The following is a 14,955-nucleotide window of genomic DNA, read 5'->3' as shown; positions in this document are numbered from 1 at the left end:
CACGCCGCCTTCGGTTACCGAAGGATTCGCGGTCAGGGTCGCAGTAGTGTTGTCGACCGAGTCGTTGATCGTGGTCTGCGCCGGGGTCGGGTTCGGCGTCAGTTGCTCGAAGTTACCGCCGGTAGCGTCGGTGATGGTGGTGCTGACAGTCGAGCCGTTATTGTAGACGTCGTTGTCCGGGGTCTGGAAGTCAACGCTGCCCTGGGTCTTGCCGGCTTCGACGGTGATGGTCTGGCCGTTCGACAGGGTCACGGTAACCGGAGTCTGGGCAGGGTTGCTCAGGGTCACGGTGTAGGTGATCACACCGCCTTCGGTTACCGAAGGATTCGCGGTCAGGGTCGCAGTAGTGTTGTCGACCGAGTCATTGATCGTGGTCTGCGCCGGGGTCGGGTTCGGCGTCAGTTGCTCGAAGTTACCGCCAGTAGCGTCAGTGATGGTGGTGCTAACGGTCGAACCGTTGTTGTAGACGTCGTTGTCCGGGGTCTGGAAGTCGACACTGCCCTGGGTTTTGCCGGCTTCGACGGTGATGGTCTGGCCATTCGACAGGGTCACGGTGACAGGCGTCTGGGCAGGGTTGCTCAGGGTCACGGTGTAAGTGATCACGCCACCTTCGGTTACCGAAGGGTTCGCGGTCAGGGTCGCAGTGGTCACATCGACCGAGTCATTGATCGTGGTCTGCGCCGGGGTCGGGTTCGGCGTCAGTTGCTCGAAGTTGCCGCCAGTGGCGTCAGTGATAGTGGTGCTGACGGTCGAGCCGTTGTTGTAGACGTCGTTGTCCGGGGTCTGGAAATCAACGCTGCCTTGAGTCTTGCCAGCTTCGACAGTGATGGTCTGGCCATTCGACAAGGTCACGGTGACAGGCGTCTGGGCAGGGTTGCTCAGGGTCACGGTGTAGGTGATCACGCCGCCTTCGGTTACCGAAGGATTCGCGGTCAGGGTCGCAGTAGTGTTGTCGACCGAGTCGTTGATCGTGGTCTGCGCCGGGGTCGGGTTCGGCGTCAGTTGCTCGAAGTTACCGCCGGTAGCGCCGGTGATAGTGGTAGTGACAGTCGAGCCGTTGCTGTAGACGTCGTTGTCCGGGGTCTGGAAGTCAACGCTGCCTTGGGTCTTGCCGGCTTCGACGGTGATGGTCTGGCCGTTCGACAGGGTCACGGTAACCGGAGTCTGGGCAGGATTGCTCAAGGTCACGGTGTAGGTGATCACGCCGCCTTCGGTTACCGAAGGATTCGCGGTCAGGGTCGCAGTGGTGTTGTCGACCGAGTCGTTGATCGTGGTCTGCGCCGGGGTCGGGTTCGGCGTCAGTTGCTCGAAGTTACCGCCGGTAGCGCCGGTGATAGTGGTAGTGACAGTCGAGCCGTTGTTGTAGACGTCGTTGTCCGGTGTCTGGAAGTCAACGCTGCCCTGGGTCTTGCCGGCTTCGACGGTGATGGTCTGGCCGTTCGACAGGGTCACGGTAACCGGAGTCTGGGCAGGGTTGCTCAGGGTCACGGTGTAAGTGATCACGCCACCTTCGGTCACCGAAGGGTTGGCGGTCAGGGTCGCAGTGGTGGTGTCGATAGTATCGGTAATCTGCGTAACCGCCGGCGTTTGCGGCAGGGTCACTATCAGACCGTTCCCCCCGGTGGCACCCGTCACGGTCGTCGAGATCTGCCCGCCGTCGATATACGGCGTGTCATTCGCCGGGATGGTGACATTGACGCTACCGCTGGTCTGCCCTGCCGGAATGACGATCACCGCTCCGTTGGACAGGGTCACGACCAGGTTGGACGTCGGCGCCTGGCCAACTGTCGCGGTATAAACGATTACGCCACCCGCTTCGGAGATGGAAGGGGTGGCGTTGAGGACAAGCGCGGTGGAGACATCGGTCGGCGTGGTGGGCGGTATGACCTGCTGATTGCTGTTGCTGGTGTCCAGCGCGCCAACGTCTTCAGACTCCAGCGCCGCGGCAAAGCCTAATGGGCCGGTAGGGAAACCGATGCTCGTGTCGACCCTGCCCGCTGTCTCCTCAAGCATGACAAAGCTGTGGCCACCCCCCAGCGCGCCACCACCGCCCGCCGCTGCCGGGCCTGCTGCCGTGGCTTCAAGCTCGGTAGTCGGGTCGACACCCGCAGCGATTGCCTGCTGCAGCTCTTCGACCGACGGTGCAGCCTGCGCAGTGGCCTGGCCCAGGTCGGTGCTGCTGTAGGGCGCATCCGCGCTCCACTGGCTGTCACGGCCCAGGTCGAGCAGGCGACCATCGGCCAGCTCGAGCGTCACCGCGCCGCCCGGGCCGGTGAGTACTTCCTCACCCGCCAACAGGCGATCACCTTCGATGAGTACACGCCGGATGCCCTCTGGGGATACCGCAATAACCTGGCCGACAATGCTTTTGACGATGGCTACAACGCTGCTCATTGGACTCTCCGTGTGACCCGGTTAGGGTACTTCCCTGCCAGAGCGGCGCTGTTGTAAGCCACTTCAGGCGGATCTGTGTCGATTAATATGATGAGGATTTGACGTCAAAATTACGTCTATAACTGTTTGGAATTAACTATCTGCCAAACTATTGACCTTATACTCGCCATCCTAAACAATCGGCAATGTAATGTCACATTGATATTTGCACCTTTGCCACCCCTTCCTTTAGTACTAATCCAGGGCCGGTCGGAAGCCCGCCCATCGGTCAGTTCTGGCGCCATTTTCCTGGCCCTGAAAAGCTTGAACCGTGATTCAGGACAACAGCGCTTTCGAGAACTCGCCAAAAATGCGTGCTTCACTGTTTACCGTTCTTCCCATCACCCTAGCCGCCACCTATTCACAAGCACAATCCTTGCCCGAAGCCATGCAGACCACCCTTGATAGCCCGCAGGCCATAACAACGAATGGCAGGCTATGCTGCGAATGAACTTCAACCTTTACACTGGCGTCAGCGACAAGCCTGACCTGGAGTCCAAGCTGTAACCTTCACTAAGCCAGCGTCGTCTGGTAGCGGTGAAGAACATACAATTGTTTACTCAGTATCGAATCAAGGCGACCATTGGCCACTGCTCAAGAATCAGGGTGTCGTAGCCCCGATGGCCACCGTTGTGCAGAACGATCTGAAACCGAGGGTGAGCCTGTCAGGCCTGAACTGAGGCACACCCTGCCCCACCCACCGCAAGGATGAAGAGAGCGCCGCGTGGAATCCGAAGTCAGTCGAGTCCAACTCAGCCACGATCCACGCAGTCAGCATGACGATCCCTTGCTGGATAGCCTGCTGAGCCTGTGTGTCCTGCATCAGAAACCCGCCAGCCGGGTCATGCTGACCACCGGCCTGCCACTGCCTGCCCAGCGCCTGAGCCCCGAGCTGCTGCCCCGTGCCGCGGCCCGGGCAGGGCTGCAGGGGCGGCTGCTGCAGCGCAAGCTGGAGCAGATACCCAGTATCGCCATGCCGGCCATGCTGTTGCTCAAGGAAGGCCGCAGCGCCGTGCTGCTGGGCTGGGAAAACGAAGACACCGCGCGCCTGCTGCTTAGCGAGAGCGATGGTGGCGAGGTGCATGTCAGCCGCGAAGCGCTGCTCAGTGACTACAGCGGGCGCGTGTTCTTCGCCCAGCCGCAGCACAAGTTCGACGTCAACCACGGCAACCTCATCCCGCGCGCGAAATCCTGGTTCCGCGACACCCTGCTGCGCAGCAAATGGCTGTACATCGATGCCATCGCCGCCAGCCTGGTAATCAACCTGATCGCCCTGGCCGCGCCGCTGTTCGTCATGAACGTGTATGACCGGGTGGTGCCCAACCAGGCAACCTCGACCCTCTGGGTGCTGGCCGTCGGCATCGCCGGCGCCTACGTCTTCGACCTTATCCTCAAGGGCTTGCGCGGCCTTTGCCTGGACCTTGCCGGCAAAAAGACCGACTTGATCATTTCGGCGACCTTGTTCGAGCGTATCGTCGGCATGTCGATGAAGTACCGCCCGGCGCGGGTCGGCAGCTTTGCCCAGAACATCCATGAGTTCCAGGGCTTGCGCGACTTCCTCGCCTCCTTGACCCTGACCAGCCTGATCGACCTGCCGTTCACCCTCCTGATCCTGATCGTCATCGCCATCATTGGCGGGCACCTGGTGTGGATCCCGATCATCGCCTTCCCGCTGGCCCTGGGCATCGGTTATGCCTTGCAGCGGCCGCTGATGGCGACCATGGAGCGGACCATGGCCCTGGCCTCGGAGCGCCAGTCCAGCCTGATCGAGACCCTGGCTGGCCTGGACGCCGTCAAGGTCAACAACGCCGAAAGCGAGCGCCAGTACATGTGGGAGCAGACCCTCGGCACCCTCAGCCGGTTGGAGCTGCGCGTGAAGGTGCTGTCGAGCCTGGCGATGAACATCACCATGCTGATCCAGCAGCTGGCAGGCGTGGCGATGATCTGCGTGGGTGTCTACCTGATCATCGACGGCAACCTGAGCATGGGCGGCCTGGTCGCCTGTTACATGCTCAGCGGCCGCGCCCTCGGCCCGCTGGGCCAGCTCAACGGCTTGCTGGCCCGCTACCAGCAGGCCAAGGTAACCATGGTCGCCACCGACCACATGATGGACTTGCCGCAGGAGCGCAACTTCGAGGAGCGGCCGCTGAGCCGCCGGGTACTGCAGGGCAGCATTGAGTTCCGCGGGGTCGAGTTCACCTACCCGAACCAGCAGAACCTGGCCCTGAAGAACATCAACCTGACCATCCGCCCCGGCGAAAAGGTCGGCATCATTGGCCGCAGCGGCTCGGGCAAGAGCTCCCTGGCCAAGCTGGTCGTGGGCCTCTATGAAGCCGACGGCGGGTCACTGCTGGTCGATGGCGTGGATATCCGCCAGATCGACGTCAGCGAACTGCGCCACAACATCGGCTATGTGCCGCAGGACATCCAGCTGATGGCCGGCACCCTGCGCGACAACCTGGTCAGCGGCGCACGTTACATCGAAGACGAAATGATCCTGCAGGCCGCAGAACTTGCAGGTGTTCATGAGTTTGCCCGGCTGCACCCCGACGGTTATGAGCTGCAAGTGGGCGAGCGTGGCCAGAACCTCTCCGGCGGCCAGCGGCAGAACGTTGCCCTGGGCCGTGCATTGCTGCTCAACCCGCAGATCCTGCTGCTCGACGAGCCGACCAGCGCCATGGACAACACCGGTGAAGAGCGCCTCAAGCAACGCCTGCAGGCGGTGATCGAGAACAAGACGGTGCTGCTGGTGACCCACCGCGCCTCGTTGCTGTCGCTGGTGGACCGGCTGATCGTCATCGATCGCGGGCAGATTGTCGCCGACGGCCCGAAAGCCGCGGTCATGGATGCGCTGAAGAAGGGGCAGATCAGTGTTGCATAAGCTCGATATGGGGCAGTTCAAGGATGGCCTGCGGCGCTACTTCAAGGGCTCCGATTCGCTCGGCGGGCAGCCGCTGCCCGAGGTCAACAAGGCGCTGATCGAGGATGCACCGCGGGTGGTGCGCCTGACCATCTGGGGTGTGATCGCGTTTTTCGTATTCCTGATCGTCTGGGCCAGTGTGGCGCCGATCGATGAAGTCACGCGCGGCGAAGGCAAGGCCATTCCGTCCTCCAAGGTGCAGAAGATCCAGAACCTCGAGGGCGGCATCGTCGCCGAAATCTACGCCAAGGAAGGGCAGATCGTCGAAATCGGCCAGCCCCTGCTGCGCCTGGACGAAACCCGCTTCGCCTCCAACGTCGGCGAAACCGAGGCCGACCGCTTGGCCATGGCGCTGCGCGTCGAACGCCTGAGTGCCGAGGTCGAAGACCGTCCGCTGCAAATCGATGAGGCCCTGAGCAAGGCCGCGCCCAACCAGGCAGCCAACGAGCAATCGCTTTACCAGAGCCGGCGCCAGCAACTGCAGGACGAGATCGGTGGCCTGCAGCAGCAGCTGGTACAGCGCCAGCAGGAGCTGCGCGAATACACCTCCAAGCGCGCGCAGTACGCCAACAGCCTGCAACTGCTGCGCCAGGAGATTGCGATGTCCGAGCCCTTGGTAGCCCAGGGCGCAATCTCCCAGGTCGAAGTGCTGCGCCTGCGCCGTGCCGAAGTGGAAAACCGTGGCCAGATGGATTCCACCGCGCTGGCCATCCCGCGTGCCGAGGCGGCCATTCGGGAAGTACAGAGCAAGATCGAAGAAACCCGTGGCAAATTCCGCAGCGAAGCGCTGACCCAGCTCAATGAGGCACGCACCGAGCTCAGCAAGGCCACGGCCACCAGCAAGGCGCTGGACGACCGGGTTCACCGCACCATGGTCACCTCACCTGTGCGCGGTATCGTCAAACAGCTGCTGGTCAACACCATCGGTGGAGTGATCCAGCCGGGTAGCGACATCGTCGAGGTCGTGCCGCTGGACGACACCCTGGTCATCGAAGCGAAGATCCTGCCCAAGGACATCGCCTTCCTGCATCCAGGGCAGGAAGCGACGGTCAAGTTCACCGCCTATGACTACACCATTTACGGTGGCCTGAAGGCCAAGCTGGAGCAGATCGGTGCCGACACCATCACCGATGAAGACAAAAAGACCACGTACTACCTGATCAAGCTGCGCACCGATCGCAGCCACCTGGGCACTGACGAGAAGCCATTACTGATCATTCCCGGGATGGTGGCGACGGTGGATATCATGACCGGCAAGAAGACCATCATGAGCTACCTGCTCAAGCCGATCATGAAGGCCCGCTCGGAAGCCCTGCGCGAGCGTTAACGCCACGCACGGCTGTGTGTGTGTAGGAGCGGCCTTGCCGGGGCGCCGGACCGGTCGGAAAGGGTCGCAAAGCGGCCCCGGCGATTTTTGCTGCGCCACAGAACCTGGGGCCGCTCCGCGACTACACGGGGAAGTATCAGCGCCAGGGTGCAGGTTCACCCACCAGCTGCCCCTGAATACCACCCACGCCCATCTCCCGCAGCACCAACCGCTCGCCTTCCGTCTCGACCCGCTCGGCAATCAACGGCAGGTCGATACTGTGTGCGGCGCGTTGGATCGCTTCGATGAACAGGCGCTTGTGCTGCTCATGGTCGATGTTGCGGATATAGCTGCCATCGATTTTCAGGTACGCCAGGCCCAGGTGTGCCAGGTTGCCAATCATGCTGAAACGGCCGCCGAAGCGCTGCAGCGCCAGCCCGAAGCCAAGCGCGTGCAGGCGTCGGGTCAGTTGCTCGAGGGCAGACTGGTCGGGCAGCTGCTCTTCGCCGATCTCGAACGTCAACCGCGGGCCCAGCGCCGCATGCTGGCTTAGCAGCTCGTAGACGCGTTGCAGCGCCTTGGGGTCGGCCAAGGTTGCCGCGGACAGGTTCAGCGCCAGCATCTGATCATGGCTGCGCAGGTGAGCGAGCACCTTTTCCAGCACCAGCACATCCAGGCGCGGCATCCAGCCGAAGCGCTCCAGCCAAGGCAGGAAGCGCCCGGCGGGCAGTGCCTCGCCTTGCTCATCGTGCAAGCGCGAGATGACTTTGTGGTGCAACACCCGTTGCGCTGTTTCGCAGTCCACCACCGGCTGGAAAAACAGCTCGAAACGCCCATTGGCGAATGCCTGGTCGAGCCGCTCATGCCAGGCATGATGGCTATCGCCCGCTACCGCAGCTGCACCCTGTTCGAGACAGACCCAGCCGGGTGCCGGCTGGTTTTCGGCAAGAGCCAGGGCTTCGTCGGCAAGTTTCAGCAATGCCTGTGGCGCATCGCCGGGGCTGAAGGGCGCGAGGCCGATGCACGCGACCGGGCTGACATCACTGGCGCCAGTCTCGTGCAGGCTCTGCAGGGTGGCCTCCAACGCCTGGGCAAGCTGTACGGCCTCCTCGTGCACCATACCCGGCGCCAGCACGGCGAACTCGCCCCCACGGCTGCGCGAAATCAGGTCTTTGGTTTCTGGGTAGCTAGCACAGGTACGGCGCAGTTGCTCGCCCACCGCCTGCAACAGCTGGTCGGTACGCTGCCCGCCCAGGCGCGCGTTGAGGCCTGCCAGCCCCTGCACCCGCAGCAACAGCAAGTAACCGGCCCGGGCTTCCTCCATGTTGCTGACGCGGGTGTTGAGCTGCATCTCGAAATAGCGGCGGTTGGACAGCCCGGTGAGGCTGTCCTGGTAGGACTCGGCGCGCAACCGCTCACTGCGCTCGGCCTGCTCGGTGAACAGCGCCTTGAGCTTCTCGACCATCTGGTTCATCGCCTGCACCACACGGCGCAGCTCGGGTGTGCGCGGTAGGTCTGGCAGGCTGAGGAATTCGCGCCGGGCGATGGCATGGGATTGCTCGACCATGTAGTCCAGTGGCCGCAACTGGCGGCGCAGCAACAACGCGCCGAGCACCGCACTGGCAGCACCACACAGCAGCAACCAGCCCAGGCTGCCCAAGGCGCTCTGCCAGAGCTTGGCGATGGCGAACATCGGGTGGCTGATCACCTCCACCCGGGCGGCCTGCTGCCATCCGCGGCTGACAATGGCATCACCACCGGCCGCTTCAAGGCCAATGAGGTGGACGAACCAGGCCGGCACACCCCCTCGGTCAGGCTCGGCATGGCGCTCCACCAACACGGCATTGGAACCCAGGTCGACGACCTTGATGCTCGCATAGTAGCCACTGTCGAAGATCGAGCTGACCATCAGTTCGACCATCGCCGGGTCGTCGATGTTGGGTGTAAGCGACAGCGCCAGGGCAGTGGCTGCGTCCTGGGCGTGCGAACGCAGCTGGTTGACGTACTGGCTGCGCGAGCTCTCCAGGCTGACCATGAAGCTGCCGCTGAAGGCGACCACCAGGAACAGGCAAATGGCCAACAGCAATTGTTTGAACAGTGACATCTGTGCTCCTTCAGTAAACCGGCTCGGCCGGGAACCCTTCGGCCTGCATTTTCTTCAGCAAATCCTGCCAGCGTGACAGCCGCTTGGTATCGCCTACCTTCTTGTTGCCGGCGGCGCCTGTCAGCCACAGCCCCTCACCATTGAAGGCATACACCGGCAGCAGGTCGGGACGCTGGCTCGCCGGCTTGATGGCATCCATCAGGCTGTCGAGCACCAACGGTTGAGCCTGTGGGTTTGAATAGTAGGTCAGCACCATGTGCGCTCGGTTTTGCCGCAACGCCTTGACGTAGGTGATACGCAGCTTTTCGCTGGGGATGCCCATGCGCCGTAGGCTGAAATACTTGGCAATAGCGTAGTCCTCGCAATCACCTGCCCCCTTGATCAGTGCCTGGACCGGCGTGGCCCAATAATCGACCTCATGCCACAGATCGATATCTTCGACGTAGCGCAGTTGCTGGTTGAAGAAGCGGTTGACCACCTGCAGCCGCTCCAGCTCGGTGGCCTGCTTCTGCGTGGCCATCAGGTTCTGCCAGGCGTCGATACGCCCCTGGCCTGCGCCAAGCGGGCCATACAGGGCCTGCGACTTGCGACTGATCTGGGAAAAATCCCAATCCGCGTGCAAACCGCCCAGTAGCAAGCTACCCAGCAGCGCGGCAAGGCCGACACGTCGCACAGCGGTTTTGAACATCCAGGATATCGCCACTGCGAAGACCTGTTCAGACCAGTCGAAAGCAGCGATGGTGCGGCCTCGCTGTGCAAAAGACAATGGCATCCTGCAATCACGCAACCTGGGGATGGGCCATACTAACTTTATGGCTATCTCGTTGTATGTGCCGCTTCCTTTGCCAAGCGACTTCATACACCATAGCCGCGGCCTTGGGTCACCCGCTCCAATGCGGCTGACGGTTTGACAAGCCCCCTTGCCTGTTACTAGTGTCATTGGATCCAACTTTCGTTATGGTCGAGGCAGACTCCGCGTGGCCGAGAAAATTAAACTGAGCAACGTGCTGGCTAGCGAACAGCTACCCCCACACCTGGCACGTGCTGTTATCGAAGAGCGCCTGCGCAGCGCCATTCTTGATGGGCGACTACCGCCAGGCACCGCTGTGCGTCAGCAAGAGCTGGCGACCTTGTTCGGGGTCAGCCGCATGCCTGTGCGCGAGGCCTTGCGCCAACTTGAAGCACAATCGCTGCTGAACGTGGAGATGCACAAGGGCGCTGTGGTTGCGCCGTTGATCGGCGAGGACGCGGTGGACACCTATGCCCTGCGTGTTCTGCTCGAAAGCGAGGCGCTGCGCCAATCCATTCCGCTGCTTGATGCCGACGACATCGCCCGTGCCCGCGGCTACATCCTGCAACTGGAGCATGAGACCCGCCACGCCGAACTCGGCCGCCTCAACCGCCTGTTCCACATGACGCTGTACAGCAAGGCGTCAAACAAGAAGCTGTTGCGCCTGATCGAGAACGAACTGAACGAAGAAGAGCGTTTTCTGCGCTTTCATCTTTCCTCCATGGGGTTGGGGAAACTCACCCAGGACGATCACAACGCGCTGGTGGATGCGGCCAGCGACAAACTGGTGGATGAAGCCATCGCCGTGCTGGAGAAGCACTTGAACTCCGGCGCGCACGTGATCAGGGCTTACCTGGATTCGCAGTTGGCACGATAACAGGCCGGCATGAGACGGTTGCAAATTAGCCCGGCACCGCAAACAATGAGACTAATTATCATTCATGTCCATTGAAGCCAGCGCCCTCCTCCATGCCTTCCAATGACTCCGTGCAAACGCTCTACAGTGACCACCACGGTTGGTTGCATGCCTGGCTGCGCAGCAAGCTGGGCAATGCCGCCGATGCCGCGGACCTGGCCCAGGACACCTTCGTGCGGCTGTTGCAGCGTCGCGAGCAAGTACAGCTGAACACGCCAAGGGCGTTTCTGCGGACCGTGGCACGTGGGCTGGTGATCGATCACTGGCGCCGTGAAGAACTGCACCGGGCCTACCTCGAAGCCCTGGCTCACTTGCCGGAAACACAGGCCCCCTCGGCCGAGACCCGCGAAGTGCTACTGGAGCTGCTGGAGCGTATCGCGCGCATGCTCGAAGGGCTCAAGCCAAAGGTGCGCCGCGCCTTTCTGCTGGCCCAGTGCGATGGGCTGAAACACCAGGCCATCGCCGAGCAGATGGGCATATCCGTACGCACCGTCGAGCGCTATATCGCCGATGCGCTTTACCATTGCTACCTGCTGCGCTTTGAAGACGAGCGATGACAGTAGTCGCGCCGTCGGCCAAAGCGGTCAAGCAAGCCATTCAGTGGCTGCTCAGGCTGCGAGAGAGCGGTAGCAGCCCTGCCCTGCTGCAGCAATGCGAGCAGTGGCGTAGCGCGCGGCATGAGCACGAACTGGCCTGGCAACGGGTGATACACCTGCACCAGGACCTTGACCTGCGCACCATCCCCGGCGCTGGGGTTGCCTTGCACACCCTGGAAACCAGCCAGCGGCGCCTGCACCGGCGCCAGGCGCTCAAGTTGCTTGGCGGCGTCGCCCTGGTGGGCTCCGCCACCTGGCTGGCCAGAGACCTCGATAGCGTCAGCGCCTGGGCTTCGGACTACGCCACTGCTACTGGCGAACGGCGGCGATTGCACCTGCCCGATGGCTCATTGATGCAACTGAACACGCGCAGTGCGGTGGACCTGGCCTTCGACCAGCAGCAGCGTTTGGTTCACCTCAAGCAAGGGGAGCTGATGCTCACCTGCAGCGAAGCGCAGGATCAGACGCGCCCCCTGTTGGTACAGACGCAAGAGGCCTTGCTCGAAGGTTTCAATGCTCGCTTTGTGGTACGCCAGGATATCGCCTGCACCCGCGTCAGCGTCAGCCAGGGAAAGGTGGCGATACACCGGCCGGGGAATGGCCAGGTGCAATGGATCGACAGCAGCCAGCACTGGCGCCTGGATGCCAGCGGTGCACAACGCCTGGATCGCGTGGATATGGACCCCATGGCCTGGAGCGAAGGGCTGATCGTGACCCGCGACATGCGCTTGCACGATTTTCTCGCGCAAGTGAGCCGCTATCGCCATGGCTACCTGGCTTGCAGCGATGACATTGCCGATCTGCGCCTGTCCGGTGTGTTCCGCCTGGACGACCCGGAGCAACTGCTGCAACTGCTGCCAAAAACGCTCCCGGTCAGGCTTCGCCAACGCACACGTTGGTGGATCCGCGTCGAGCACATGGCCTGACTTCACCCCTGCGGGGATATTTTTGGCGGGTTTTGGGCATCGATCCGGCTAGGACAGTAAGCAACGCCTTCTGCCCTCAACCTTTCAACGGACGCTTTCATGCCCATTGTCTCTACCTCTACACACCGCACTAACGAGAATGATTTTCGACCTGTCTTGAATTCAGCCAGCCTGCGCAAGGCCGTTCGGGCAGCCCTGTTCGGTACCGCACTGGGTATCAGCGCCCTGCCCCTTCAAGCCTTGGCCGCTGAAGCCGCGCAGGTCAGCCAGCAGTATGCGATTGCGCCCGGCGAACTGAACGATGTGCTCAACCAGTTTGCCCGTCAGGCGGGGATCACCCTCTCCAGCACACCGCAATTGACCAATGGGCTGCAATCCCGTGGCTTGCAAGGGCAGTACTCGGCCGATCAGGCGCTGCGCCAATTGCTCAATGGGAGCGGCCTGGAGGCCGTAAGCCAGGGTGGGCACAGCTATGTGCTGCGGGCCCAGCCAGACAACGCCGCACTGTCGCTGCCAGACACCGATATCCGCAGCTTCTCCCTGGGCAATGCCTTGGGCAGCATGGATGGCTACAACGCCACCCACAGCCAGGTGGCGACCAAGACCAGCATGCCCCTGGTGGAAACCTCACAGTCGGTCTCGGTGGTGACTCGCCAGCAGATAGATGACCAGGGCTCGCAGACCGTCGCCCAGGCCATGCGCTATACGCCTGGGGTGCTGACCAACCCCTATGGCGCCACCCACCGCTACGACTATGTGGCCATGCGCGGTTTCAACGACGGTTCGGTCGACAACATCTACGTTGACGGCCTGAAGTCCATGGGTGACAACGGCACCTACAGCACCATGCAAGTGGACCCTTACTTTCTGGAGCGCATCGACATCCTCAAAGGGCCCTCTTCGGTACTCTATGGCCGCAGCTCGCCAGGGGGCCTGGTGGCACTGACCACCAAGAAGCCCCTGTTTACGCCCTTCCATCAGGTGCAGGCCACCGTCGGTACCCAAGGCCAGCGTGGCATGGGCTTCGACTTCAGCGGCCCGGTCGATGACGACAAGCGTATTGCCTATCGCCTGACAGGCTTGGCGGACAGCTCTGATACTCAGTTCGACCATAACAAGGAAGAACGCTACGCCATCGCACCGGCTATCAGCATCGACTTCACCGAAGACACCTCGCTGACGCTGCAGGCATACCTGCAGCACGACCCCAATGGTGGCTACCACGGGGGTAACCCGGCTGACGGCATGCTGCACAAGCGCAACGGGCTGCGCCTGTCAGACCACTTCTTTGAAGGTGAGCCTGGGGTCGACAACTACGAGCGTACCCAGCAGTCGTTCAGCTACCAGTTCGAGCACCGTTTCAACGACGTCTTCACCGCCCGGCAGAACTTCCGCTACCAGGATTCTGACGTAACGATGGACCAGGTGTATTCGGCCGGTTGGGCCGACGCCGACAGCAACATCCTCAACCGCGCCTACACCGGGGGCGACGAGCGCCTGCATTCGTACATCATCGATAACATGCTGCAGGCGGAGTTCTTCACCGGCGCGGCCAAGCACACCTTGCTGCTTGGCACCGACTACCAGCGCCGCAAGGCCGACGTGGAATGGCGTTACGGCACGGTCGACCCGCTGGATGCCGGCAACCCTCAATATGGCAATGGCAACCTCCAGGTACTTGGTGAAAACCGCTATCAGCGCCGCCTGCAGCAAACGGGTGTGTACCTGCAGGACCTGGTTGAGCTGGACCAATGGCGCTTCTCGCTGGGCTTGCGCCAGGACTGGGTGAAGGTCTCCGAGGAGAATCGCGACAGCAACACCAAGGTCAACGATCAGCGCTCCAAGTTCACCACCCGAGCGGGCGTGCTGTACTTGTTCGAGAACGGCTTGGCACCCTATGTCAGCTACTCGGAGTCGTTCAACCCCAATACCGTGTCCGACCAGGAAGGCCGGCCGTTGGCACCGACCGAGGGCACTCAGTGGGAAGCGGGTATCAAGTACCAGCCGCCCGGCAGTGACAACCTGTTTACCGCGTCGGTGTTCCGTATCGAGCAGGAGAACCTGGCCTCCAAGCAGCCGAACGAAGACTTCTACCGCCCGGTGGGTGAAGTACGCTCACAAGGCCTGGAGCTGGAGGCGCATGTTCAGCTGACCGACAACCTCAAGCTGTTGGGCGGCTACACCTTTACCGACATCGAGTATGCCAAGACGATGCCGAGCTTGGTGGCAGCAAACCTGGACAACAAGGGTAATTCGCCCACCCAGGCACCCAAGCAGATGTTTTCGCTGTGGGCCGACTACAACTTCCGCCAGGGGCCGCTGGACGGCCTGCGACTGGGCGGTGGGGTGCGTTATGTAGGGTACAGCTGGGTGGATGCGGAAAACAGCATGAAGGTGCCCTCCTACACACTGTTTGATGCCTCGATCGGATACGACCTGGGCAAGGTTGGCCTGACGGGGGTGGATGTGCGCCTGAACGCCAACAACCTCACCAATGAGAGCTACGTCACCTCATGTGCCAGCCTGAACTATTGCTACATGGGTGAAGAGCGCAACGTCAGCGCAACGGTCAGCTATCAATTCTGACCCGAAAAGACAAAGCCCCTGTCTGCGATGCAGACAGGGGCTTTGGGTTTGAATCTTGACGATGACCTACTCTCACATGGGGAGACCCCACACTACCATCGGCGATGCATCGTTTCACTGCTGAGTTCGGGATGGGATCAGGTGGTTCCAATGCTCTATGGTCGTCAAGAAATTCTGTGTGCCGGCCCGTCCTGAAGACGTGCCCGCGAATTTCTATGGCTTCTACTTAAAGACAAAACCCCTACCTGCTCGCGCAGATAGGGGTTTTGCGAAATGAATCTTGACGATGACCTACTCTCACATGGGGAGACCCCACACTACCATCGGCGATGCATCGTTTCACTACTGAGTTCGGGATGGGATCAGGTGGTTCCAATG

9 protein-coding genes, 2 rRNA genes and 1 pseudogene are annotated in these 14,955 nt (G+C 61.6%); 7 read left to right on the top strand and 5 right to left on the bottom strand.

The genetic code is table 11. The features are described 5' to 3' along the window. The coding region (locus CKW22_RS26960) for a retention module-containing protein (protein WP_143500823.1) at positions 1-2,394 on the bottom strand (2,394 nt) is incomplete at its 3' end. Between the two features lie 453 nt (positions 2,395-2,847). On the opposite strand from CKW22_RS26960, the pseudogene CKW22_RS26955 reads away from it, so the two are divergent. The 3 genes and pseudogenes from CKW22_RS26955 to CKW22_RS26945 form a co-directional block, all read left to right on the top strand. Continuing rightward, positions 2,848-3,113, top strand: a pseudogene (locus CKW22_RS26955) (channel protein TolC); the annotation flags it as partial. A gap of 44 nt (positions 3,114-3,157) precedes the next feature. Then, positions 3,158-5,314, top strand: a complete 2,157-nt coding sequence (locus CKW22_RS26950) for a type I secretion system permease/ATPase (RefSeq protein WP_033703532.1) — start codon at positions 3,158-3,160, stop codon at positions 5,312-5,314. Between the two features lie 7 nt (positions 5,315-5,321). After that, positions 5,322-6,680, top strand: a complete 1,359-nt coding sequence (locus CKW22_RS26945) for an HlyD family type I secretion periplasmic adaptor subunit (protein ID WP_156311540.1) — start codon at positions 5,322-5,324, stop codon at positions 6,678-6,680. A gap of 136 nt (positions 6,681-6,816) precedes the next feature. Here the strand turns inward: CKW22_RS26945 and lapD are convergent, their stop codons facing one another. After that, positions 6,817-8,763 carry a cyclic di-GMP receptor LapD gene (gene lapD / locus CKW22_RS26940; protein ID WP_047583979.1) on the bottom strand — a complete coding sequence of 649 codons (1,947 nt, stop codon included), beginning with the start codon at positions 8,761-8,763 and terminating at the stop codon, positions 6,817-6,819. Positions 8,764-8,773: 10 nt separating this feature from the next. Beyond that, on the bottom strand, positions 8,774-9,535 hold the full coding sequence (gene lapG, locus CKW22_RS26935; RefSeq protein ID WP_156311542.1) for a cysteine protease LapG: 762 nt from the start codon (positions 9,533-9,535) through the stop codon (positions 8,774-8,776). A 205-nt stretch (positions 9,536-9,740) separates the two neighbouring features. Between lapG and CKW22_RS26930 the strand changes: the two genes are divergently transcribed. The 4 genes from CKW22_RS26930 to CKW22_RS26915 all read left to right on the top strand — a co-directional run bounded on the left by CKW22_RS26930 (position 9,741) and on the right by CKW22_RS26915 (position 14,577). Beyond that, entirely contained in the window at positions 9,741-10,430 is a 690-nt protein-coding gene (locus CKW22_RS26930; protein WP_033703537.1) for a GntR family transcriptional regulator, read from the top strand. Between the two features lie 92 nt (positions 10,431-10,522). After that, the gene (locus CKW22_RS26925) at positions 10,523-11,026 is read left to right on the top strand and encodes a sigma-70 family RNA polymerase sigma factor (protein ID WP_033703538.1); all 504 of its coding nucleotides are present in this window, start codon (positions 10,523-10,525) and stop codon (positions 11,024-11,026) included. Next, positions 11,023-11,991 (top strand): FecR domain-containing protein, encoded by a 969-nt coding sequence (locus CKW22_RS26920; protein ID WP_033703541.1) that lies wholly within the window; start codon positions 11,023-11,025, stop codon positions 11,989-11,991. Before CKW22_RS26925 ends, CKW22_RS26920 begins: the two co-directional genes overlap by 4 nt. A gap of 171 nt (positions 11,992-12,162) precedes the next feature. Continuing rightward, a complete protein-coding gene (locus CKW22_RS26915) occupies positions 12,163-14,577 on the top strand; it encodes a TonB-dependent siderophore receptor (RefSeq protein ID WP_095065597.1) in 2,415 nt (804 codons plus the stop codon). A 53-nt stretch (positions 14,578-14,630) separates the two neighbouring features. On the opposite strand, the gene rrf (CKW22_RS26910) is transcribed toward CKW22_RS26915, so the two are convergent. Together rrf (CKW22_RS26910) and rrf (CKW22_RS26905) are read right to left on the bottom strand one after the other, a co-directional pair. Further along, positions 14,631-14,746, bottom strand: a 5S ribosomal RNA gene (gene rrf / locus CKW22_RS26910). Positions 14,747-14,855: 109 nt separating this feature from the next. Next, positions 14,856-14,955, bottom strand: a 5S ribosomal RNA gene (rrf, locus tag CKW22_RS26905); the annotation flags it as partial.

Source organism: Pseudomonas sp. Irchel s3f19 (genome assembly GCF_900187555.1).
In the GTDB taxonomy this organism is placed as follows: Bacteria; Pseudomonadota; Gammaproteobacteria; order Pseudomonadales; family Pseudomonadaceae; genus Aquipseudomonas; species Aquipseudomonas capeferrum.
The sequence above is the reverse complement of the archived record's forward strand: the minus strand, read 5'-3'. Positions and strand labels throughout refer to the sequence as shown.